The organism is Sanguibacter sp. Z1732 (genome assembly GCF_051020515.1).
In the GTDB taxonomy this organism is placed as follows: Bacteria; Actinomycetota; Actinomycetes; order Actinomycetales; family Beutenbergiaceae; genus CALKWS01.
The window spans coordinates 1,513,897-1,533,321 of the sequence record NZ_CP194857.1 but is presented as its reverse complement, the minus strand read 5'-3'; the positions used below and the strand labels follow the sequence as shown (position 1 = coordinate 1,533,321).

Annotated in this window: 21 protein-coding genes and 1 pseudogene; 12 read left to right on the top strand and 10 right to left on the bottom strand. The window is 70.2% G+C overall.

Annotation, left to right across the window (positions count from 1 at the left end; translation table 11 throughout):
* Positions 1 to 181: 181 nt before the first annotated feature.
* Positions 182 to 1,270, bottom strand: a complete 1,089-nt coding sequence (hisC, locus tag ACRRRO_RS08205; protein ID WP_424788750.1) for a histidinol-phosphate transaminase — start codon at positions 1,268 to 1,270, stop codon at positions 182 to 184.
* A 122-nt stretch (positions 1,271 to 1,392) separates the two neighbouring features.
* Here hisC and ACRRRO_RS08200 point away from each other — a divergent pair, with 122 nt between their 5' ends.
* Positions 1,393 to 1,788, top strand: a complete 396-nt coding sequence (locus tag ACRRRO_RS08200) for a phage holin family protein (RefSeq protein ID WP_424795494.1) — start codon at positions 1,393 to 1,395, stop codon at positions 1,786 to 1,788.
* A 54-nt stretch (positions 1,789 to 1,842) separates the two neighbouring features.
* Here ACRRRO_RS08200 and ACRRRO_RS08195 read toward each other — a convergent pair whose 3' ends face one another.
* The gene (locus tag ACRRRO_RS08195; RefSeq protein WP_424795495.1) at positions 1,843 to 3,312 is read right to left on the bottom strand and encodes a WXG100 family type VII secretion target; all 1,470 of its coding nucleotides are present in this window, start codon (positions 3,310 to 3,312) and stop codon (positions 1,843 to 1,845) included.
* Positions 3,313 to 3,343: 31 nt separating this feature from the next.
* Positions 3,344 to 3,610, bottom strand: coding sequence for a hypothetical protein (locus ACRRRO_RS08190; protein ID WP_434081369.1), 267 nt, complete (start codon positions 3,608 to 3,610; stop codon positions 3,344 to 3,346).
* Positions 3,611 to 3,795: 185 nt separating this feature from the next.
* Between ACRRRO_RS08190 and ACRRRO_RS08185 the strand changes: the two genes are divergently transcribed.
* The 3 genes from ACRRRO_RS08185 to purB all read left to right on the top strand — a co-directional run bounded on the left by ACRRRO_RS08185 (position 3,796) and on the right by purB (position 6,666).
* The gene (locus ACRRRO_RS08185) at positions 3,796 to 4,290 is read left to right on the top strand and encodes a low molecular weight protein-tyrosine-phosphatase (protein ID WP_424788754.1); all 495 of its coding nucleotides are present in this window, start codon (positions 3,796 to 3,798) and stop codon (positions 4,288 to 4,290) included.
* A complete protein-coding gene (locus ACRRRO_RS08180) occupies positions 4,287 to 5,063 on the top strand; it encodes a fructosamine kinase family protein (protein WP_434081368.1) in 777 nt (258 codons plus the stop codon). The genes ACRRRO_RS08185 and ACRRRO_RS08180 overlap by 4 nt, the downstream gene beginning before the upstream one ends.
* Positions 5,064 to 5,223: 160 nt before the next feature.
* Positions 5,224 to 6,666: an adenylosuccinate lyase gene (gene purB / locus ACRRRO_RS08175; RefSeq protein WP_424795498.1), complete on the top strand. Its 1,443-nt coding sequence runs from the start codon at positions 5,224 to 5,226 to the stop codon at positions 6,664 to 6,666.
* 96 nt (positions 6,667 to 6,762) lie between these two features.
* Here the strand turns inward: purB and ACRRRO_RS08170 are convergent, their stop codons facing one another.
* On the bottom strand, positions 6,763 to 7,845 hold the full coding sequence (locus ACRRRO_RS08170; RefSeq protein ID WP_424795499.1) for a DUF2330 domain-containing protein: 1,083 nt from the start codon (positions 7,843 to 7,845) through the stop codon (positions 6,763 to 6,765).
* 200 nt (positions 7,846 to 8,045) lie between these two features.
* Here ACRRRO_RS08170 and ACRRRO_RS08165 point away from each other — a divergent pair, with 200 nt between their 5' ends.
* A complete protein-coding gene (locus tag ACRRRO_RS08165) occupies positions 8,046 to 8,381 on the top strand; it encodes a metal-sensitive transcriptional regulator (RefSeq protein ID WP_424788758.1) in 336 nt (111 codons plus the stop codon).
* 30 nt (positions 8,382 to 8,411) lie between these two features.
* On the opposite strand, the gene glsA is transcribed toward ACRRRO_RS08165, so the two are convergent.
* Positions 8,412 to 9,680 (bottom strand): glutaminase A, encoded by a 1,269-nt coding sequence (gene glsA / locus ACRRRO_RS08160; protein ID WP_434081367.1) that lies wholly within the window; start codon positions 9,678 to 9,680, stop codon positions 8,412 to 8,414.
* 169 nt (positions 9,681 to 9,849) lie between these two features.
* Here glsA and ACRRRO_RS08155 point away from each other — a divergent pair.
* From ACRRRO_RS08155 to ACRRRO_RS08140, 4 genes and pseudogenes are all read left to right on the top strand, one after another.
* Positions 9,850 to 10,615 (top strand): annotated as a pseudogene (locus ACRRRO_RS08155) (CPBP family intramembrane glutamic endopeptidase).
* Positions 10,616 to 10,656: 41 nt separating this feature from the next.
* Positions 10,657 to 12,639: a hypothetical protein gene (locus ACRRRO_RS08150; RefSeq protein WP_434081366.1), complete on the top strand. Its 1,983-nt coding sequence runs from the start codon at positions 10,657 to 10,659 to the stop codon at positions 12,637 to 12,639.
* Entirely contained in the window at positions 12,570 to 13,676 is a 1,107-nt protein-coding gene (locus ACRRRO_RS08145) for a lysylphosphatidylglycerol synthase transmembrane domain-containing protein (RefSeq protein ID WP_434081365.1), read from the top strand. Before ACRRRO_RS08150 ends, ACRRRO_RS08145 begins: the two co-directional genes overlap by 70 nt.
* On the top strand, positions 13,673 to 14,968 hold the full coding sequence (locus ACRRRO_RS08140; RefSeq protein ID WP_424795502.1) for a protein phosphatase 2C domain-containing protein: 1,296 nt from the start codon (positions 13,673 to 13,675) through the stop codon (positions 14,966 to 14,968). The genes ACRRRO_RS08145 and ACRRRO_RS08140 overlap by 4 nt, the downstream gene beginning before the upstream one ends.
* 52 nt (positions 14,969 to 15,020) lie before the next feature.
* On the opposite strand, the gene ACRRRO_RS08135 is transcribed toward ACRRRO_RS08140, so the two are convergent.
* A complete protein-coding gene (locus ACRRRO_RS08135; RefSeq protein ID WP_424795503.1) occupies positions 15,021 to 15,572 on the bottom strand; it encodes a winged helix-turn-helix transcriptional regulator in 552 nt (183 codons plus the stop codon).
* 67 nt (positions 15,573 to 15,639) lie between these two features.
* Here ACRRRO_RS08135 and ACRRRO_RS08130 point away from each other — a divergent pair, with 67 nt between their 5' ends.
* Positions 15,640 to 16,209 carry a dihydrofolate reductase family protein gene (locus ACRRRO_RS08130; protein WP_424795504.1) on the top strand — a complete coding sequence of 190 codons (570 nt, stop codon included), beginning with the start codon at positions 15,640 to 15,642 and terminating at the stop codon, positions 16,207 to 16,209.
* A 9-nt stretch (positions 16,210 to 16,218) separates the two neighbouring features.
* Here the strand turns inward: ACRRRO_RS08130 and ACRRRO_RS08125 are convergent, their stop codons facing one another.
* From ACRRRO_RS08125 to ACRRRO_RS08115, 3 genes are read right to left on the bottom strand one after another with little or no spacing between them, the layout of a single operon-like run.
* On the bottom strand, positions 16,219 to 16,404 hold the full coding sequence (locus ACRRRO_RS08125; protein WP_434081364.1) for a hypothetical protein: 186 nt from the start codon (positions 16,402 to 16,404) through the stop codon (positions 16,219 to 16,221).
* Entirely contained in the window at positions 16,404 to 16,985 is a 582-nt protein-coding gene (locus tag ACRRRO_RS08120; protein ID WP_434081363.1) for an LssY C-terminal domain-containing protein, read from the bottom strand. The genes ACRRRO_RS08125 and ACRRRO_RS08120 overlap by 1 nt, the downstream gene beginning before the upstream one ends.
* Positions 16,940 to 17,353, bottom strand: a complete 414-nt coding sequence (locus ACRRRO_RS08115) for an LssY C-terminal domain-containing protein (RefSeq protein ID WP_434081362.1) — start codon at positions 17,351 to 17,353, stop codon at positions 16,940 to 16,942. The genes ACRRRO_RS08120 and ACRRRO_RS08115 overlap by 46 nt, the downstream gene beginning before the upstream one ends.
* A 365-nt stretch (positions 17,354 to 17,718) precedes the next feature.
* On the opposite strand from ACRRRO_RS08115, the gene ACRRRO_RS08110 reads away from it, so the two are divergent.
* Together ACRRRO_RS08110 and ACRRRO_RS08105 are read left to right on the top strand one after the other, a co-directional pair.
* Positions 17,719 to 18,327 (top strand): GNAT family N-acetyltransferase, encoded by a 609-nt coding sequence (locus tag ACRRRO_RS08110; RefSeq protein ID WP_424795506.1) that lies wholly within the window; start codon positions 17,719 to 17,721, stop codon positions 18,325 to 18,327.
* Between the two features lie 42 nt (positions 18,328 to 18,369).
* Complete coding sequence (locus ACRRRO_RS08105; RefSeq protein ID WP_424795507.1) at positions 18,370 to 18,693, top strand: hypothetical protein; 324 nt, start codon at positions 18,370 to 18,372, stop codon at positions 18,691 to 18,693.
* Positions 18,694 to 18,739: 46 nt separating this feature from the next.
* Here ACRRRO_RS08105 and ACRRRO_RS08100 read toward each other — a convergent pair whose 3' ends face one another.
* Positions 18,740 to 19,348: a hypothetical protein gene (locus ACRRRO_RS08100; RefSeq protein WP_424788768.1), complete on the bottom strand. Its 609-nt coding sequence runs from the start codon at positions 19,346 to 19,348 to the stop codon at positions 18,740 to 18,742.
* Positions 19,349 to 19,425 lie beyond the last annotated feature (77 nt).

The window sequence follows — 19,425 nt, the reverse complement described above, 5'->3', positions numbered from 1 at the left end:
GCGCATCCGGGGTGTGAGTGGTGTACATCAGCCGGGGGTTGGTGGGTCACACCAGGCATCCGGCCTCAGCAACCTACGCAAGCGTAGGCTACGCAACCGTAGGTTGCTGCTGTGCGATCCTCCCCAATCAAGTAGCAGCGTTTTGTAGGTTTCCTCCAGCAGCCGGAGTGTCTGTGTGGCGTCAGCGCCGGACTGCCGCAGAGACCCAGCGCGATGCCACGGACAGCGCGATGTCGTTGGCCTCGGCCTCTGCCACGGTGACCCGGACCCCGTGGCCGGCGAAGGGGCGCACCATCACGCCCGACGCGGCGGCGTCCTCAGCCAGTGCCAGCGCCCGGTCCCCCACCGGCAACCAGTAGAAGTTCCCCTGGGGTTCAGGGATCTGCCAGCCCTGCTCCCGCAGCGCCGAGACGACCCGGTCCCGCTCGGAGACGATCTCGTCCACCGCGGCCGAGACGGCCTCGCGCTGGTTCAGCGCGGCCACCGCGGCGACCTGAGCCAGACTGTTCACCCCGAACGGGGTGGACGCGGTGCGCAGGGCGCGCACGAGCCGGCGCCGGGCCAGGGCGTACCCGACGCGCAAGCCGGCGAGCCCGTAGGCTTTCGAGAACGTACGGAGCACGACGAGGTTCTTGTACCTCTGCAGCAGCGGGACGGAGTCGATCGGGTCGGGACTGCGTACGAAGTCGACGTAGGCCTCATCCAGGATCACCATGATGTTCCTGGGGACCCGGTCCAGGAAGGCGACCAGGTCGGCGTGTGACATCGCCGCGGAGGTGGGGTTGTTCGGGCTGCACAGCAGCACCACCCGGGTACGCCCGGTGATGGCCTCCGCCATCGCGGCCAGGTCATGACCGCCGTCGGCCCGCAGCGGCACCTGCACCCCGTCGGCCCCGGTGACCTGCACCAGGATCGGGTAGGCCTCGAAGGATCGCCAGGGATAGACCACCTGATCGCCGTCGGCGCACATTGATCGCAGCAGGAGTTCGATCAGCGCCACCGAGCCGTTCCCCACCAGCACCTGATCGACCATCAGGTCGTGTCGGTCCGCGATCGCCTCGGTGAGCCGGTCGGCGTACATCTGCGGGTACCGGTTCGCGTCCTCGGCGGCATCGATCACCGCTGCGGTCACCGCCGGCAGCATGTGCCCCGGGAGTTCGTTGGAGGAGAGCTTGAAGACCGAGGCGTTGGATCCGCCGGCCCCGGGCACGTAGTGCGGCAGATCCTCCAGCGCGGCACGCAGCCGCACCCCGCCGATCTCCGAAGTCACGGGACTGGGTGGTTTCTCCGGCATGGGCCCAGCATGCCAGGCCGGCACGAGCTGCGGGACGGCTCGCCGTGTATTCGCCCAGGTGCTGTGCTCACGGCAACACGCAGTGCCACAATGGGCCCATGCGTTTCATCCTGCGACTGATCATCTCCGGTTTCGCCATCTGGGTGGCCTCCCTGTGGATCAACGGGATCGAGGTGGAAAGCGACGGCTCCTGGCAGCACACCCTGTTCGTGGTCGCCGTGGTCGCGCTGATCTTCACGGTGGTGAACACCCTGGTCAAGCCCTTGGTGAAGATCATCTCGCTGCCGCTGTACATCCTCACGCTGGGGTTGTTCTTCCTGGTGGTCAACGCGCTGATGCTGATGCTGACCAGCTGGCTCAGCGGACTGGTCGGGGTGGGCCTGGACGTGGACGGGTTCGGTACGGCCGTGTTGGGCGCGCTCCTGATCGCGGTGATCACCCTGATCCTGAGCCTGGTGATCCCGGGGTCGAGAAACTCCAACGGGCGTCGCTGAGGCCGGTGCGGTTCGTGGGCGCACCCGCGCAGACAGGCAGGCAGCCGGGTTGACTCAGGGCACCCGCACGGACTGGACGTAGGTCGAGGTGACCTCGGTGCGGGGATCGAGCATGCCGGAACTGGCGGCCCGCCAGTTCCGCACCGCCGGGTCGGTGCTCGCATCGACCAGGTGCGCCGTCTCGGCATAGGCCGGGATGTCGTGGCTCTGCGTGACACCCCCTACCCGGTACCACGGCGATGCGGCGGTGACGTCCCGGGTCACGGTGGTTCGCTCGGGCGTGATGGGAGCGGGCCTACCGTCCGGCCCCGTGACGAGATCGTCGGTGTGTTCCAGTTGCAGGACGGCGACACCCTCGGGGATCTCGATGTGGTTCACCGGGGCGCCGATGGTCAGGACCGAGGAGATCGCGAACTCTCCGCGCACCTCCTCGCGGGCCGCCAGGTCCGCCGCCACCAGACCACCCTGGGAGTGACCGGCGATCAGCACCTCCTCACCTGCCCCGACCCCGGCGGCGCGCATCGCGGCGATCACCGCCGCGCTCGCCGCAGAGTCCTGCCGCGCGAAGACCTGCACGTTGGAGGCCCAGTCGTTGGGAAAGGGCCCGTTCCAGAAACTGTGCCGGGACTGGGTGCCCGGAACGAGCACCTGCCAGCTCACGGTGCCATCGGGGGCAACCAGCCGGTCCACGCGCACGGTGCCCGGCTCAGCGCCGCGCTCGGGGTAGAGGGCACCGATGTTGCGGACCAAGCCGGTGACGGTAGTGGTCGGCGGTGGATGCTCCCCGGCCCGTGGTGCCGAACCCTGGTTCGGGGACGCCCCGGCCCGGATCGGCGGAGGCGCAACCTTGCGACTCGCCACCCGAGTGCTCACCCCGGCGGTGGTGACGTGGTTCACCACCGAGGCGAAGACCTGGATCGAACTTCCCCCCTGCAGTGCACCGCCGACGTCGTAGATGGAGGTCAGTTCGCGCAACAGGTACCCGGTCTGGGCGCCCGACGGCGACCAACGTCGGTTCACCGCCGACTCCACCACGGTGCCCTGGATCGCCCCCAGCACCCGACCCGGGTAGGCGAACAGGTCCCCGAAGGCGCCCCGGACGCTGAGGGGACGCGGTGACCGGCACATCGGACCCCGGTGCGGCACCTGGTAGGTGCTGATGTAGTGGCGCACCCGCTGCTCACGGTCCAGGTACTCCCGGGCAGCGGTACGCAGATCCCCGGCCAGGCTGGTCAGCGCCGAACTGAGCGCGGGGCGCCGGGCCAGCGCCGTCCACACCGCCTCCGCCGCGCGCTTCCCACTCACCGGCGCGTACGGGATCGTGGACTCCAGGGTCGCCCCCGCCCTCCGTGCGTGGTTCAGGGCCTGGTCGAGTTCGGCCTGCGCGCGGCTGATCTGGTGTGCCAGGGCGCGCAGTTCGCCCGGATCCACCTGCACCCGAACCCCGTGCACCGTCAGTTGCTCGCTGGCATGCGCGGCCGTGGAATCCCACAACGGCACATCGGCCACCGGCTCGATCCTCACGCGGCACCACCGGTGCCGACAGACACGATGGTCATCGTGCCTGCCCGTACTGCGCCTGGACGACGCGCAACTCATTCTCGTGCGCGCCGGCCGACCACCCCGCAGTGGCGAGTTCATCAGCCAGGGCCGTCACCGCTCGCGCCAGCGAGGACAACCGGTAGGCGTAGGCGGTGGCGGCGGCATGGCCGCGCCAGTCACCGGTGCCGGCGAGCGTCAGCAACAGCCTCGCCTGCTCGGCATGGTGCCCGGCCGCGCCCAGCAACCATGTCGCCGACGGTAACGGCTGCAGACCTCCCACGGCTGCCCCCTCGGTGTTCGCTGCTCCGGTGCCGGCAGGCTAGAACGCCGGACCATCTGAACGTGCTTGCCCGCCGTGCCCTGTGGATACCGGCTCGCCCCATGCGGGCCTGCGGATGCCGGGCGCAGGACACGCAGAGCCACCCGGGGCGTCGACATCGGCGCCCCGAGGAGCACAATGGGGGTATGTCCAAGCCCTACACCGTGACCGTCGTCTGCACGGGAAACATCTGCCGCTCCCCGATCGCGGAGGTCCTCCTGCGCGAAGCCTTCTCCGAAGCCGGGTTGGATGATCGCGTCCAGGTGGGCTCCGCCGGGACCGGCGACTGGCACCTGGGGCATGACATGGATCACCGTGCCCGCGCAGTCCTGGAGGGTGCCGGGCACTCCTTCCCGGTGCACTCCGCCCGCCAGTTCCTGGCCGAGGCGTTCACCGACTCCGATCTGATCCTGGCCGCGGACGTGGGCCACTACCGGGACCTGGTCGCGATGGCCCCCGATGAGCAGGCCGCGGAGCGGGTGCACCTGTTCCGTAGCTTCGATGAGCAGGCCCGCGTCGATGCGGACCTGAACCTGGCCGACCCCTACTACGGCGACGAGCGGGACTTCACCCTGACCTACCAGGCGGTCACCGCCGCTGTGCCCGGTGTGGTGGAGTACGTGCGCGGCCAGCTACCGTGACCTGGACCAAGACCCGCTTCCCCGCCCCGCACGCGGCCTGTTTCGAGGCCGACGGGCTCCGGTGGCTGGGCCGGGCCGAGGACGGGGTACGGGTGGCGCAGGTGGTCTCGGTGGGCCCGGGCCGGCTGGAGTTGGAACGGATCGACTCCGGGCCGGCCGCGCCGGAGGCCGCGGCCGACTTCGGCGCGAACCTGGCTCGCACCCATGCCGCGGGTGCGCCGTACTTCGGGTTCATCCCCGGCGACACCCCCGGTTACATGGGTCAGGCCCCGCTACCGCCGGCGCCCGGGCCGGCCGAGGCCACCGGGTGGGGTGAGTTCTACGCCCACCACCGGGTGCTGCCCTTCCTGCGCAGAGCCGTGGAGCAGGGCAGGATCGGTTCGGACGGTGCGGCGGTGATCGAGCGGGTCGTCGAGCGGCTGGTCGCCGGTGACCTCGACCATGACCAGCCCGACCTCGTACAGGGTGCCGCCCGCCTGCACGGGGACCTGTGGAACGGCAACGTGCTCTGGGATGCCCGCGACGGGTCGGCGGTGCTGATCGATCCCACCGCCCACGGTGGGCACGCCGAGACCGACCTGGCGATGCTGGACCTGTTCGGGCTCGCTCACCTGGAGCGGGTCCTCACCGGCTACCAGGAGGTCTCGGCCCTGGCCCCGGGGTGGCAGGAGCGCGTGTCGCTGCACCAGTTGAACCCGCTGCGGGTGCACACGGTGCTGTTCGGTGGTGGGTACGCCGAAGCCGCGGTCTCCGCGGCGCAGCCCTACGCCTGAGGCGCACCGAGCACCGTTCCTCCACCCGGGGCGTGCACCCTCGACGGCACGCCCCGACCACCGGCGCCAGCCGCCCGCGCCCCCGGACATGCTCCCGGCCGGCCGACCATGTGGTCGGCCTCGCCACGCCGGTCCACCGCCGTGCACCGCCTCTGGGAAGATGTGTCCCATGGACTTCTCCGTGCGACTGGCCGACCTGGAACCCTCGATCGCCCTCGGACCCCTGGACGGACGCTACCGTGCCGCCGCCGCCCCGTTGGTGGACCACCTGTCCGAAGCCGCACTGAACCGGGCCAGGGTGCACGTGGAGGTGGAGTGGTTGATCCACCTGAGCAGCGTCGGGGCCCTACCGGGGGCACCGCGCCTGAGCACGGCCGAAGTGGACTACCTGCGTGCCATCCCGGCCGGCTTCGGCGCTGCGGAGATCGCCGAGCTGGCCGGCATCGAGGCCGAGACCCGTCACGATGTCAAGGCGGTGGAGTACTTCCTCAAGCGGCGCCTGGCCGCCTCCCCGGAGCACCTGGGACCGGAGACGGTTCTCCCGGACACCAGCGAGATCGTGCACATCTTCTGCACCAGCGAGGACATCAACAACCTCGCCTATGCCCTCACCGTGCGCAGCGCGATCAGGGCGGTGTGGCTGCCCGCCGCGCGCCAGGTGACCGACGACCTTGCGCAGATGGCCCGTGAGCACGCCGAGGTGCCGATGCTGGCCCGCACCCATGGACAGGCCGCCACCCCGGTGACCCTCGGGAAGGAGCTGGCCGTGCTGGCCCACCGGTTGCGCCGCCAACTGCGCCGCGTGGACTCCGCGCAGTACCTGGGCAAGATCAACGGCGCCACCGGCACCTACGGCGCCCACGTCATCTCGGTGCCTCAGACCGACTGGGAGCAGGTGGCTAAGACGTTCGTGGAGCACCTGGGCCTGACCTGGAACCCGCTGACGACACAGATCGAAAGCCACGACTGGCAGGCCGAACTCTATGGCGACATCGCCCGGTTCAACCGGGTCCTGCACAACCTGGCCACCGACGTCTGGACGTACATCTCGCTGGGCTACTTCACCCAGCGCCTCTCCGCCCAGGGCTCCACCGGATCCTCCACGATGCCGCACAAGGTGAACCCGATCCGGTTCGAGAACGCCGAAGCGAACCTGGAAGTCTCTTGCGCGCTGTTGGACACCCTGTCTGCGACCCTGGTCACCTCCCGGCTGCAGCGGGACCTGACCGATTCCACTACCCAGCGCAACATCGGGGTGGGGCTGGGGCACTCGGTGCTCGCGCTGGACAACGTGCGCCGCGGCCTGGCCGGGTTGGACGTATCGGCCGAGGCCATGGCGCAGGACCTGGACGGCAACTGGGAGGTGCTTGGCGAGGCGGTGCAGTCGGCGATGCGGGCCGCCTCGGTGGCCGGTGCCCAGGGCATGGCCGACCCGTACGAGCGCCTGAAGGAACTGACGCGGGGTCGGCGGGTGGACGGTGGGGCGATGCGGGCCTTCATCGCCGACCTCGGTCTGCCCGAGGAGGTCCGGTCCCGGTTGCTGGACCTCACCCCCGCCACCTACACCGGTCTGGCCGCGCAACTGGTCGCGCACCTGGAATGAGTGCGCAGTTGTCGCACACCTGGAGCGGGCGCTCAGTTGCTCCGCACGGGCCCAGCAGGGCCAGGCGGACCCAGCAGGACCGGACGGGGCCGCCGGTCAGGTCTCGACGGGGGCGGGGGTCTCGGTAGGGCAGGTCGATGCCCGCTGCGGGACGGGGCTGGCGGAGCGTCGTCGCCACCACACCAGGCCCAAGCCCCCCACAACCAGCACGAACAGCCCGGCACCGAGGGCGAGTGGCCCGGCGGGCAGCCCGGCGATGAGCAGCAGCCGCTCCTCGACCACCACCTCCCGGTGGTCGCCCCCGTTGCTGGAGCGCTCGAACACGAAGTCGGAGACCACCTGCGCGCCCGGGGAGTAGAACGACTGGTCCACCACGGTCAGGTACGGTCCGGCCTCGAGCAGTTCGGACAGGGTGCCGTTGGTCACGGCGGCCGGGTCCGGGGAGCCGGCGAAGCGCAGGTTCACGGTGGTGCTCTGGGCGCTGGCGTCGGCGCGTGTCATGCGCTGGTCGGCGAAGACGTAGGTGCGCACGTGCTGGGGGGTGGTTGCTGCGGCGGACATCCGCATCGGATAGACCACCGAGGAGGAGTCGAAGGTGATGTCCAGCGGAGGCAGTTGCCCGGAGAGGCTCTGATCCGCCGTCATCCGCACCGCCACGTAGTACCAGCCCTCACTCACGTACGGTGCCACCGCGGCGGCGAGAGCGTCGTCCATGACGTACTCGTGCTCGGCCAGCCACCGGGCCAGTTCGTCGGGATCGGAGGCACTGAGCACGCTGGCCTCCACCGGGCCCAGATCCACCTGCTCCAGCACCGCCACGTCGGAGCCGGACGTCGGACTGCCATCGCCCTCATCCGAGCGCGGCCACCAGTAGTAACTCACCTCCACCTCCGGGGCGATGACCTCCTCCAGCGCCTCGAAGAGCCCTTCCTCGGCCAGTGCCACCTGCGCGGGGGCCGGGGTTGGCACCAGCAGCGCGGCCTCACCCGAGTTCGACAGCGCCGACAGCGACATCACGATCCGTTCGGTCTGGCCGTCCCAACTGATCGCGGCGACCTCGCGCTGCACCTGCACCTCGGCGTCCTCGGCGCTCACGAACGCCCCGCACGCACATGCCCGCGCCGCACCCGGCACCAGGACCAGCAGCGCCGCCAGCAGCATCGTGACGAGGGTCGTCACGACCACTCGTCGTAGCGGCGTCAGCGGTGGGCACATGCACGGTACGTTAAGCGCATTCCGCGAGGACGGAGCGGCCTGATACCGGATTGAGACCGCCGGTGGACCGATCGTGACCTTTCCGTAGCCGGAGGCGTGGCGAGGATCACGCGTGGTACCCTGTGGGGGTATACGCATTGCGCTGACCTGGAGGGATGTGCGTTATGACTCACACTGTCGAGACCTCGAACGCAGGCGCCGCAGCCGAACCCACGGCCCCGCACGGGTATGACGCGGAGAAGGACGCCTACCTCAGGCGGTTGCGCCGGGTCGAGGGCCAGGTCCGCGGGATCGCCCGGATGGTGGAGTCCGACACGTACTGCATCGACGTGCTGACCCAGATCTCCGCGGTGACCAGGGCGCTGCAGGCGGTGGGTCTTGGCCTGCTGGAGGACCACATGGAGCACTGCGTGGTCGACGCCGCGCGCTCATCCCCCGAAGAGGGCAAGGAGAAGGTGGCTGAGGCCACCGCCGCGATCGCCCGCATGGTGCGGTCCTGAGGGACCCGTCCGTACGGTATCGCCGGAGGTTCACTCGTTGATCAGATCGCCGGCCTCCGCCAGCATCTCCGGCACGTCGGCACCATCACCCGGTTCCTCCTCGGAGTAGGCGCCCAGGTACTCATCCGGGTCCACCAGGTACACGTCCCTGTCCTGCTGGCTCATCAGGCGCCGGAGCACCTCCCGGACGATCCGGCGTGCGACGTCGTCGAACCCCCCGGCCCGGGACACGTCGATCATCACCCGGGACGTCTGCGGCGGATTGTCGATGAACTCCCGCGCGATCAGTTCCGCCCCGGCAAAGCGGATGTCGCCCTGGATCTCATACACGCTCACCTGGCCCGCCCCATCGGCGAGGTCGGCCACGTAGGCCTCCGACATCACCCCCGAGGTGGCCTTGGGTCCGGACATGATGTGCAGTCCCATGTCCGCGGAGAGTCGTTCGAAGGTGACCACGCCGCGCACGCTGTTCCCGTGCTTGTCCAGCGGCGGGGAGTACACCGCGATGCCCACCTGGCCCGGTAGCACGCCCAGGATCGCCCCCGAGACCCCGCTCTTGGCCGGGATGCCCACCGAGGTGACCCAGTCGCCGGCGGAGTCGTACATGCCGCAGGTGAGCATCACGCTCAGCGTCTGGCGCGCCGCCCCGGGCTCGACCACGTGTGCGTGCGTCACGGGGTTCACCCCTCCGTTGGCCAGGGTCGCGGCCATCACCGCCAGATCGTCCACGGTCACCGAGACCGAGCACTGGGCGCTGTAGCCGTCGACCACCTCACCGGGGTCGCCACCGATGATCTCGGCATTGCGCAGCAGGTAGGCGATGGCCCGGTTGCGGAAGGCGGTCTTCAGTTCGGAGTCCAGCACGTCCCCGTTCAGTTCCAGGTCCCGCCCGGCCACGGCGCTGTAGAAGTCCAGGACCCGCTGCCGGCGGTGCGCAGCATCGGAGCCGTGCACCAGCGCGTAGGTGGCCAGCGCTCCGGCATTGATCATCGGGTTGCGGGGGCGGCCGGAGTCCGGCTCCAGGGAGATCTCGTTGTAGGCCTCCCCGCTCGGCTCCACGTCCACCTTCTCCAGGACCCCCTCCAAGCCCTGGTCGTGCAACGCCAACGCATAGGTGAACGGCTTGGCGATCGACTGCATCGTGAACTCCGTCCCGGCATCGCCCACGTGGTAGAGATGCCCGTCCACCGTGCACACCGCCAACGCATACAGCGACGGATCCACTTCCGACAGTTGCGGGATGTAGTCGGCCACGTGCCCGACGGCGATATCGGCACACTCGTTCAGTACCTCGTCCAAGTAATCTGATACCGGCGATTTCATCCCGCCATCGTCGCACGCACCGGCACCACCGGCAGGTCCGGGCATCGAGCACCCGCACCCGAAGCCCGGGCACCCCCGCTCTGCGATCACGGCGGAGCCGCCGCTCGCGCACGGGCCCCTCTCATCGATGCGCTATAACGACCCCATGAGCACACCAGTCACCCAGCGGCGCCGGCTCGGCCTCGAGGTGTGGATCGTGATGGGACTGTCGCTGGGACGCTCGGCGGTGTACGCGGTGGTCAACATCATCGACCGGGTGAGCCGTGGGCCGCTGGGGGAGCAGACCGCCACGCTGAACCCCTCCCAGTCGGTGCGGCCTTATCTGGACCTGACCTACCAGATGCTCTCCCTGACCTTCGCCCTGGTACCCGTCGCGCTGGCGCTGTACCTCCTCAGCGCCCACGGGCGTAGCGCGGTGCGCCGCATCGGACTCGACCTGCGTGAACCGGGTAAGGACGTGGCCTGGGGCCTGGGCCTGGGCGCACTCATCGGCATCCCCGGCCTGGGCCTGTACGTTGCCGGGCGTGCGCTGGGTGTCACAGTGGCCGTACAGGCCTCGGCCCTGGCGGAGTACTGGTGGACCATCCCGGTGCTCATCCTCGCCGCGCTCAAGAACGGACTGCTGGAGGAGGTGCTGGTGGTGGGTTACCTCGTGGAACGGCTGGAGGAACTGGGCTGGCGGGTCTGGGCGGTGCTGGTCACCTCGGCGTTGATCCGGGCCGGATACCACCTGTATCAGGGCTGGGGCCCGTTCGTGGGCAACGCGATCATGGGCCTGATCTTCACCGTTCTACCTGCGCAGGCGGCGGGTGATGCCGCTGGTGATCGCCCACACGCTGCTGGATGTGGTGGCCTTCGTGGGGTATGCCTACCTACCCGCACAATGGCTGGACACCCTGGGTGTGGGCTGAGCAGCCACAATGCGATAGACCCACCTCCTACTATCGACACCATGAGTTCACCCCGCCGGCCCGGGCCTGTCGAAGCCCGGGAGGGCTTTCGCCCCGCGAGGGCGGCGCAGGCCGATGGCACCGACGCGCCCGGTGGCCCGGAGGATGACGACGAGTGGCACCGGTCGGCAGGGCCCTCCGCCGGCCTCGGGGCCGCAGACGCCGCGGACCACGGATCCGGTGCGGCGGACTCAGCCGCCTCGGCCGGTGTGGCGGCGAGCCTGACGGCGGAGGGTGCCTCGACGGAACCGGATGAACAGACCGAGCACCGCGAGGTCGCCGGTGAGCCCGGCGAGCAGCCACCCGGCCAGGGCCCGCGTACCGTGCAGGTACTGGACCTGCCCAGCGAGCGGGTGCGCCGACCGGCCGACCTGCTGCACCTGATCGCCTCCGCGATCGGCATCGCCGTGGTCCTCATCCTGTCGGTCTACGCCCACTCCACCACCGCCGGAGTCACCCAGGACGTCCAGTCCGCCCTGGCCCAGACGGTCCGTAGCCTGTTACTGGTCCCGGTCACGGTGATCGAGGGTTTCCTGATCCTGGTGCTGCCAGTGATGGTGATCGTCACCCAGGTGCTGCGCCGCAACCTGCGGGGCGTCGGTGAGGCCGTCGTGGCCTCGGCGGCCGCCTACCTGCTGGCGATCGCGGCGATGTGGGCGGTCAACGAGTTCGCCGCCGGCACCGATGCTGCCCGGGCGCTACTGCGCTGGCGTGGCGGGGAGTGGATCATCACCATCACGCCCACGGTGACCGCCCTGGCCGGGCTGCTCACCGCCGTCGGGCGCCGCGGGCGGTTGCCCGTGGTCGGCCTCTCGTGGAACCTGCTGTGGATCGCCCTGGGTATCTCGGTGATCACCGGTGACACCACCCTGGTCGGGGCGATCGTCACGGTTCTGCTGGGCCGGATCGCCGGCATGGCCATGCGGTACGGATCCGGGGTACGCAGCGACCGCGCCCACGGCGCCGACCTGGTGCAGGGAGTCCGGCGCACCGGGATCGAGCCGCTGGCGCTGGTACGGCTCGGGGACAACGCGCAGCATCCCGACCTGCAGCCTCAGACGGTCATGATCGACGACAGGGGCCGGTCGGTCGCCAGCCCGGTGCGCGCGCAGGCTTCCGTCCGCGCGGACCCCGCCACGCCCGGGGAGGTGCCACCGGGCCGCAGTCAGCGCGCCCGCATGCTGTCCCGGTTCCGTGCCGGACAGCCGGTTCCGGCGGCGGCGACGGTGGCCACCGAACGGGATGGGCGCAACCGGGTTTACGCCGTCATCGCGGTGGACGGCACCCGATGGGACGTGGTGGTGCTCGACGACGACCGCCAGGTGATCGGCATGCTCGCCTCGGTCTGGACCGCCCTGCGCCTGCGCGGGCTGGCGCGGCGTACCGCGGTCTCGCTGCGCCAGGCCACCGAGCGCGCCGCGTTGATGCACTACGCCGCGACCGCCGCCGGCGTGCGGAGTCCGAAACTGCGCGGTATCGCCAAGGCCGCGGAGTCCACGCTGCTGGTGGGTGAGCACATCAGTGGTGCCCGCAGCGCCCACGACCTGTCCCCCGGCTCCCTCACCCGGGAGGAGATGGCGCGCGCCTGGGAGCAGCTGGCCACCGCCCACCATGCCGGGATCGCCCACCGCAACCTCTCGGTGGAGACCGTGCTGATCGGGACCAGCGAGGATGATGCGGGTCAGGTGTGGCTGACCGAGTGGGAGCAGGGCGAGATCGCTGCCTCTGCACTGGCCCAGCGAGTGGACCGGGCCCAGTTGCTCACCGCGTTCGCCCTGCACACCGACGTCACCACCGCCATCGAGGGTGCGCGACAGGTGCTGAGCGCCGAGGAACGGCCGAACTGGCCCCGTTGCTGCAGCCGGTGGCCTTCCCGCCGATCACCCGCACCGCTGCGCGTTCGGACAAGCCCACCATGGACGCCCTACGCGCTGCGCTGCTGTCCTACCTGCCCGAGGGGGCGGGGGCCGAACCGATCCGGCTGAACCGCTTCTCGGCCCGCACCGTGGTGACGCTCACCGTCCTGGTGGTGGCGCTGTGGATCCTGGTGACCACCCTGAACTTCGACCAGGTCCGCGAGGTGGTGGCCGGGGCCAACCCGGCGTGGATGCTCATCGCGTTCGGCCTGGGCCTGGTCAGTTACCTGGGTGGCGCGCTGGCGCTGGTGGCGTTCTGCCCGGAGCGCCTGGGCCTGTGGCGCACCATTTTGGTCCAGGTGGCCGCCTCGGTGCTGACCTTGGTCACGCCGGCCGGTCTGGGTCCGGCTGCGCTGAGCGTGAGGTTCATGCAGCGCCGCGGGGTTCGTACCTCGTTGGCCCTGGCCACGGTGGGGCTGGTGCAGCTGGCCCAGTTCGTCACCACAGTGCTGCTGCTGGTGGTCCTGGCTCTGGCCCTGGGCACCGCTGGGCCGCTGCGGCAACTGCCCTCCCTGGTGGTGGTGATCACCCTGGCCGTGGTGGCCGCAGTGGCCGGGACCGTGCTGCTGGTGCCGCGGGTCAGGGCATGGTTGGCACGCCGGGTGCTCCCCACCTGGCGGCAGATCTGGCCCCGGCTGGTGTGGGTGATCGGGCAGCCGCAGCGGCTGGTGCTGGGCTTGGCGGGCGGACTCCTGGTCACCGCAGGCTTCCTGGCTGCGTTCGTGGCCACCCTGATCGCGCTGGGCCAGTCGGTTCCGATCACCACCTTGACGATCGTGTACCTGACCGGGAACACGATCGGTTCGGCCGCCCCCACCCCGGGCGGGATGGGAACGGTGGAGTTGGCCCTGTCCGCCGGTCTGCGCACGGTGGGCCTGGCCACGGCGGCGGCCGCTTCGGCCGCGGTGCTGTTCCGGGTCTCTCACCTTCTGGCTGCGGGTTCCGCTGGGCTGGGCGGCCTGGCGGTACCTGCAGCGCAAGGAGGATCTGTAAGCGTGAGTGACCTGCGCTGCACCTACCGGGCCCGCGGCAACGATAGGGTGGTCACAGAATGGCGACCCGCCGGCGAAGGCGGACCGACACGACCGGCGAGGCGGTGCACATGACGGTGAGGTTCCGTGCTGCGGCCGGCACTCACCTGGGCACCGTGCGGATGAACAACGAGGACTCCGCCGTCGTCTCCGACCAGTTGCTGATCCTCGCCGACGGCATGGGCGGGCACGCCGCCGGGGAGATCGCCTCGGTGCTGGCGGTGCGCGTGTTCAGTGAGGTGGACCACGGCCCGCGAGCGGACCTGGACACCGCGGTGCTCGAGGCCGGCCGCCGGGCTCGCCGGGCACTGGTGGCGATGTCCGACGCAGACCCGATGCTGGAGTCGCTGGGGACCACCCTGATCGCGGTGGTCACCGATGGATCCAGGGTGCTGATCGGCCACATCGGCGACTCGCGGGTGTACGTGCTCCGCGATGGCTCGATGTACCAGATCACCACCGATCACACCCACGTGCAGCGACTGGTCGAGCAGGGTCAGCTGAGCCCGGACAAGGCCCGCACCCACCCCTACCGGGCGATGCTGTTGAAGTCGCTCGACGACCACTCCCCCGGTCCGGACCTGGACCTGATCGAGGTGAGCCTGGAACCCGGGGACCGGCTGCTGCTGTGCAGCGACGGGCTCTCGGACTATCTCTCCGCCGAACAGATCGGCCGGGCCCTGGCCACCGAGGCGCGCAGCGAGGCGGTGGAGGCGCTCATCGACGCCGCGCTGCGCGCCTCCACCCGGGACAATGTCACCGTGGTGGTGGCCGACGTGGACTCCGGGGCGGAACCCGGCCGCACCGGCGATCGCGGGGACGAGGACGCCAACGCCGGCGTGGTCGCGGTGCCGCTGACCGAGCCCGGCCACTTCGGTGCGGTGGTGGACGGGATCCGCCTGTCCCAGGAGGCTGCCGACGCCCTCGCCGCGGCACTACCCGGCTTCGAACTGGACCCCCACGAGCCGTGGCGCGGATCGGCTCTGCTGCGCGAATCCGCTCCGGTGGGAACTGCTCGCGGCACCGACGGTCCGGCCGTGGGTAGCGCCGACAGCCCCGGTGCCGTCGGTACACCCGACGATGACGCTCCCGACCCGGCCGGGAGCGCGCCGGCCGCTGTCGGCGCTACCGGGGACAGCGAATCCAGTGCCGAGCAACCCGGCATCGCTGCCTCCAACAGCGCTGCGGGGCGGGGCAGCAGTGAGACCGCGAGCGACGACGACACCACCGCCGGCGACACCGCCCCCCGAGAGGCTGATTCCCCGCAGGACGCTGCGCCGGCGAAGCCGTCGGTGCTGCCCGGGGTTCTGTCCGGGATATTCAGCCTGGCGGTTCTGGTGCTGCTGGCCTACTTCCTGTTCGGTTGAGCCGGCTCGGGTGCGCCTCAGCCCCCTCAGGCACCTCTCGACATCCCGGAGCTCAGTTGCCGCTCGGACCGGCCGAAGCAGCCCGCACCCGGGCATAGGCACGGGTCAACTCCCCCAGCACGCCGTCGTCGGGCATCGCTGTTCCGTGCAGATGGGAACCGCGTAGTTCGTCCATGAAGCGCCCCCACATCGGGGGACCGCCCTCGGCGAGCAACTGCGCGCGGATGGACAACTCCGGGGTGGTGGGCAGCCAGCGCGCGCTCCAGGCCCCCATGTGGGCGATCAGCGGGACCAATTGGATCGCGGCCTCGGTGAGGCGGTAGTCCACCTTCTGCCGATGGCTCGGGTCGTCGTGCCGGGTGAGCAGGCCGGCCTCGGTGAGTTTGCTCAGGCGCGCGGCCAGGATGTTCGAGGCGATGCCCTCCACCGAGTTGGTCAGCAACTCCCGGAACCGGCGGTTGCCGCTGAAGATGATGTCGCGAAGCACCACCATCGACCACTTGTCGCCCAGCAGTTCTGTGGTCATGTTGATCGGGCAGCCGGAGCGGCCGGCGGGCACGGGAAGCACGTCGCCGGTTCCGGTCCCGATTTCCGATTGCGTCACGCAGTCAGATTACGATAGATTCTCACCGGTTGCATATCGCAATCAGAGCGCACAGGGAGGACCTCCGATGGCACAACTGATCTACTCGATGATCACCTCCCTGGACGGCTACGTCGCCGACGCCGACGGTGACTTCGGTTCGTGGGCCCAGCCCGATGAGGAGGTGCTGGCCGCCCTCAACGACGACATCGCCCGGGTCGGCACGTACCTGTACGGACGGCGCATGTACGAGTTGATGGCGGTCTGGGAGAATGACCCCTCCCTCACCGCAGACTCGCCGGCGTCGGAGGACTTCGCCCGCCTCTGGCAGCAGGCGGACAAGGTCGTCTACTCCACCTCGCTGACCCAGCCGGTCACTGAACGAACCCGGGTGCACGGCGTCTTCGACCCGGAGCAGGTCCGGACACTGAAGGAGTCCAGTTCGGCGGATCTGACCATCGACGGCCCCACCCTGGCTTCGGCCGGGCTGGAGCACGGCCTGGTTGATGAGATCAGCATGTACATCTGCCCGGTCAGCCTCGGCGGTGGCCTGGCCTTCCTGCCCCGCCAGCGACTGGATCTGCGGCTCCTGGAGCAGCGCCGGTTCGGCAACGGGGTGGTCCGGTTGCGCTACGCCGTCGGCAACGGTTCGCGCTGACGCGGGCGCTCAGGTGAGCGCGGGTTCACCTTGCTTGCGCCGCGAACCCAGGGTGTAGACCCGGGCGGTGCTGCCGGACAGAGTGATCAGCACCAGGATCTCCACGGCATTACCGAACAGGTTCAGCGCGAGCGCCTGCTCGGGCGCACCGGTCAGCCACAGCGTGGCCCACCCGATCACGCTGGCCGCGCTCATCACCAGCACCACGATGCGCGCCCAGTTGTGCCGCAGCGCCACGAGGACTCCCAGCACCAGGTAGGCCAGCAGGAAGGCTCCCACCACCAGAGCACGTTACGGGTCGTCCAGTCCCACGGCAGCAGCGGGGCGAGGACGTCCTGGTAGATCACCTCGGCCTCGCCGGTCCGCATCGCCTGCACCAGTGACCACACCCCGACCGCCACCCGCGCCGCGATCGTGGCCAGGACGAACGCGACCGTCAGCGGCACCGCGCGCGGAGACATCGCCTCCTTCTGCTCGGCGGCGATACGAGCCCGCATCTGCGGGCTCGGGTCCGCGCTGTCGCGCAGGTCCACGATCGGCAGGTCCCCGTCGGTGCGGATCCGGTCCCCACCCCCGTTGCGGTGGTGGTACCCGGAGGAGAAGTTGCGCAGCCAGCGCACGCCGACCCCGGCGTTCCCCGCCTCCGGGGCGGTCAGGGTGGCCAGGATGTGGTCGCGTTCGGCGTCCACCTCGGCGTCGATGCGGTGGGTGACCTGCAGGGTGAACCAATTCAGGCCGACCGCGGTGTCATAGGTGCCGGCGGCCAGCCAGTCCACCTTGTGCGTCCGCCGGGCAGGCGCCATCCCGGCGGGCAGGGCCAGAACCGAACGTGGTGACGCTTCTTCGGGTTGCCCTCCACCTCCTGCTGGTAGGTGAAGGCCATCCGGCGCCCGAACAGGTACAGCGGGCTCACCGGTGCGTCGGGGTAGGAGCGGCGCAGCAGCGTCGCGGTGACGATGCCCAGGCCGCTGCGCAGGTTCAACTCATCCGCGCGGTGCCAGCCGGCGTTGATCATCGCCTGGTGGATCTGCTCCTCGGTGCCGCGCAGACCGACGTTGATCGGGTCCCCCAGCAGGCCCTCCCGGGTGCGGGAGCGGCCGATGAAATAGTCCGGCACGTACAACCGGGTCAGCAGCCGGTGCACCCGGGGCAACAGGAAGTAGGTGATGAGCAGCCAGAACGGGATGAACGTCCACAGGTGGCGCCACCCGTCGGTGATGAACTGGTGCAGGAGCAGGAACGCCAGCCACGCCGCCGCGACGGCCGCCAGGAAGAAGAGAACCCGTCCAGGGCGCGGACCGGATTCCGCTGGACCTCGGCGACCACATCGTGGGCCGCTTCGGTCAGGGTCCTGGGCATGTGGTCACGCTACCCGGCCGGGCGTGGGGCCACCCGCCCGGACGCGGCGACGGGCCGCCGGTCCGGTCACCACCGGCGGCGGAGCACCGGTGCGGCACTCCACCGCGATCCCCTGGATGGGTGCCACCCGGCTGATCTAGCCTCAACGCTGTGCCCGCAGCCTCACCCACACCCCCGATCCAGGGCCCACGCCTGCAGTTGCGGGATTGGCGGCCCGCAGATCTGCCCCGGCTGGCGGATCTGCTCGATCCCGCCCGGCCCTGGCACGCCACGAACGGCCCCTACTTCGGCACACCGACGAGGGCACAGACCCAGGAGGAGTTACGCCGGTTCTCCGCCCTGGCCGCAACCCCGCGCACCGGCCTGCCCACCCCACGCACCATGTTGGCCATCGAGGCCGGCGGGGTGCTCATCGGAGCGGTGACCTGGTACTGGGAGTCACAGGAGACCGACTGGCGCCGGATGGGCATCGTCATCCAGGACGAGGAGTTCTGGGGCCGGGGTCTGGGCACCGAGGCGATGGCGCTGTGGACCTCCTACCTGTTCGACAGCACCGACGCGCTCCGGTTGGACTTCGCCACCTACTCGGGCAACCCCGGCATGATCGCCATCGGCCTCACCCTGGGTTTCGTCGAGGAGGCACGGTTGCGCCAGGCCCGCCGGTGGGCCGGTGGCGTGCACGATTCGGTGGTCATGGGACTCCTGCGCGAGGAGTGGGAGCAGCGGCGCCGCACCTGGCCTACCGCCACCGGGACCTGACGGCGCTCGCTGTGCCAGGCTGGAGCGGTGAACCTCCTCGGCATGACTGTCCTCGGGATCGATGCCACAACTTTCGGCGTCTTCGTGATGGTCCTGGCCACTGCGTTGCTCGCGGGCTCCACCTTGTGGCTCACCAGGGCCAACCCGAACGATGAGTTGCCCTCCGGGTGGGGCAGGCCGCCGGTGTCGCCGATCGGGGCGATGGTCATGCGTGGCGCCGGGGCGGGGCTGGCGATCCTCGGAGTGGTCCTGGTGGCGCCCGGTATCGGGTGGACCGTGGTACTGGTCCTGGTGATGTTCCTGCCGTTGGGGATCATCAACGTGCGGCACAACTCCAAGGTGCGCGCCTCCGATCCGACACGATGAGTTGATTCGCGGTGAATTGGTTCGCACCGGGTACCCCTGGCGGATCTCACCCGGAGCCCACCGCGGTCGAGATGGCCAGGAGGATGATCACGGCGAGAACGAGGAGCAGGCTGAACGCCACGGTGTGGCGCCGGGACCAGGGCAGCATGGCGGCGTAACGGGGACGCAGATCCGCGACCCGCGTCGGCTCCTCGATCACCGTGCGGGCAACGCCGGCCCCCACCAACGGGGCCAGCACCGATTCCAGGTGGGCCGGTGGCCACATCGGGGTGGCCATGGTGAGCAGCCGCCGACCGTCCCGGCCGGCCAGCACGGTCCTCCACTCGGTGGCTTTGCTCCCGGGTAGGCGAAGGTTGAGTTGGACCACCTCGGCGACGTTCGCGGGGCCGAACCGTCGCATCCGGCCCAGTGCTGGGTGGTAGTGCACCTCCTGGCCGTGGACCTCGAACCGGGCCCGCCGCCAGGACAGCACCAACAGGACCAGCGCCACAGCCGCGAGGACCCCGAGCCCTCCGGTCGTCACGATGCCCCAGCCAGTCACGTGAAAGAACACGATCATCGCCACCGCACCGACCCAGGAGAGCAGGCCGGTCAGCAGGTGCCCCCGGTGCGGGCGCAGCACACCACCGAACGGAGCCGGCCGCGCCGGGTCCACGTGGCCAGGGCCGGTGTAGGCGGGGATCCCCGGTACCGGAGCCGGTGGACGGTCAGGGCCGGGCAGGCTGTACGCGT